The following is a 1,435-nucleotide window of genomic DNA, read 5'->3' on the forward strand; positions in this document are numbered from 1 at the left end:
CTACAATGCCGTGCAGGTGTCGCTGAAGAAGCAGGGCACGCTCTATTTCGCCGGCTCGATCATGGCGCCGCCCACTCTCGGCACGACGGCAATCGCCAGCGCGCAGCCGCAAGCGGCTTTTTCGGTCGGCTCGCGGCTTGCCAGCCTCAATGGCGGCATTCTCAACGCGCTTCTCGGCGGCCTTCTCGGCGGCAACATCTCGCTCAGCGTGATGGATTACAATTCACTGGTGTCGGCCGATGTCGACGTTCTTTCGTTCACCGATGCGCTGGCAACGCAATTGCATCTGACCGGTGTGAGCTATTCGGACGTGCTCGCCTCCAAGGCGACGATCGGCCAGATCGCCACCGCCATGGCCAATGTGCCGGGACTGGACCGCACCGCCAAGATCGCCCTGCAGACCATGGCCTCCAGCGCCACCAACACCGTGAAGATTCCGCTCAGCACCCTCATCGATCTCGGCTCCGTCGGCGATCTCGGCCTCGGGCAGAAACCCGCCGGGCTGTCGGTCGATGCCAGCGCGCTCAGCATGCTCACCGCGGCCGCCGCCCTGGCCAACGGCACGAACCAGGTCGCGGTCAATCTCGGCGCCACCATACCGGGGCTGGCATCGACGACGCTTGCGATCGCCATCGGCGAGCCGATGCAGAACTCGGCCTGGCTGGCGGTGGGAGAGGCAGGCACCGTGGGGCGCACGGCCCAGACCCGCATCAAGCTCAACGCCAGCGTCACGCTCGGCAATTCCAATCTCGGCGGCGGCATCAACCTGCTTGCCGTCAACCTGCCGCTCAATGTCGAGGTCGCCTATGCCGAGGCCAAGCTGACCGATATCACCTGCCCGACCGGCCCCACCAGCATCAAGGTCTCGATCGCAGCGCAGCCGGGTGTCGTCGAGGCTCATCTGGCAAACAGCAGCGCCAGCGGTTTCGCCGACTTCACCAAGCCGCAATCCTTCTCGGACGCGGAGATCGCGGATGTCAGCCTCAAGCTGTTGCTGATCAACCTCAATCTACTGCAGATCACCGGATCGTCGGCCTTCTCGGCCACCAACATGACGCCGACCACACTGACCTACAACGCTACCGACATCGCCAACAAGGCGATCAAGACGGTGTCGACGAAGAACCTGACGCAGTCGCTCACGACATCGCTGGTCAACAACCTGTCGCTTTCGATCAATGCGCTGGGGCTAGGCCTCGATGTGACCGCCCTGCTCGGCACGGTGAAGCCGGCGGTGACGACGCTGCTCAACGGCGTGACCGCGCCGGTGGACGACCTTCTCTACAACGTGCTTGGAGCTCTGGGCGTCCATGTCGGCGAGGCCGATGTGCGCGTGACCGGCGCGACCTGCGGGCGTTCGGTGCTCGTCCAGTAGATCAACCGTCAGCCAACCCTGCCGACGAAACTGCCCAGAGGCGGCAGCGCCACCGCGCTC

General features: G+C 64.6%; 1 protein-coding gene. It reads left to right on the plus strand.

All coding sequences use genetic code 11. The features are described from left to right. A partial coding sequence (locus tag EOD07_RS34260) for a hypothetical protein (protein WP_127238340.1) occupies positions 1-1,375 on the plus strand: 1,375 nt, incomplete at its 5' end. Positions 1,376-1,435 lie beyond the last annotated feature (60 nt).

It is taken from the genome of Mesorhizobium sp. M2C.T.Ca.TU.002.02.1.1, assembly GCF_003997225.1.